We start from the raw sequence: 725 nt of genomic DNA on the forward strand, positions 1-725 counted from the left end.
AAGTAGAACTGCGGACGGTAGTTGGTGAAGAACGGCGTGTGACGGCCACCTTCGTCCTTGGTCAGGATGTAGGCTTCGGCCACGAACTTCTTGTGCGGCTTGACCGTACCCGGCTTGGCCAGGACCTGGCCGCGCTCGACACCTTCACGGTCGACGCCGCGCAGCAGCGCGCCGATGTTGTCGCCGGCCTGGCCCTGGTCGAGCAGCTTGCGGAACATCTCGACGCCGGTGCAGGTCGTCTTGGTCGTCGGACGGATGCCGATGATCTCGAGTTCCTCGCCGACCTTGACCACGCCGCGCTCGACGCGGCCGGTGACGACCGTGCCACGGCCCGAGATCGAGAACACGTCCTCGATCGGCATCAGGAACGGCTTGTCGAGCGGACGAACCGGGGTCGGGATGTAGGCATCGACCGCAGCCATCAGCTCGCGGATCGCGTCCTCGCCGATCTTCTTGTCCGAATCTTCAAGAGCCGCCAGCGCCGAACCCTTGACGATCGGAATGTCGTCGCCGGGGAACTCGTTCTTGGTCAGAAGCTCGCGCACCTCGAGCTCGACCAGTTCGAGCAGCTCGGCGTCGTCGACCTGGTCGACCTTGTTCAAGAACACCACGATCGATGGCACGCCGACCTGACGGGCAAGCAGGATGTGCTCGCGGGTCTGCGGCATCGGGCCGTCGGCGGCCGACACGACCAGGATCGCGCCGTCCATCTGCGCCGCACCGGT

1 protein-coding gene is annotated in these 725 nt (G+C 65.4%); it reads right to left on the minus strand.

Going from position 1 to position 725, the window contains the following annotated elements:
* The coding region (locus NKJ89_RS35630) for a GTP-binding protein (RefSeq protein WP_352609082.1) at positions 1–725 on the minus strand (725 nt) is incomplete at both ends.

The organism is Mesorhizobium sp. M0047, from assembly GCF_040323315.1.
Taxonomy (GTDB): Bacteria; Pseudomonadota; Alphaproteobacteria; order Rhizobiales; family Rhizobiaceae; genus Mesorhizobium.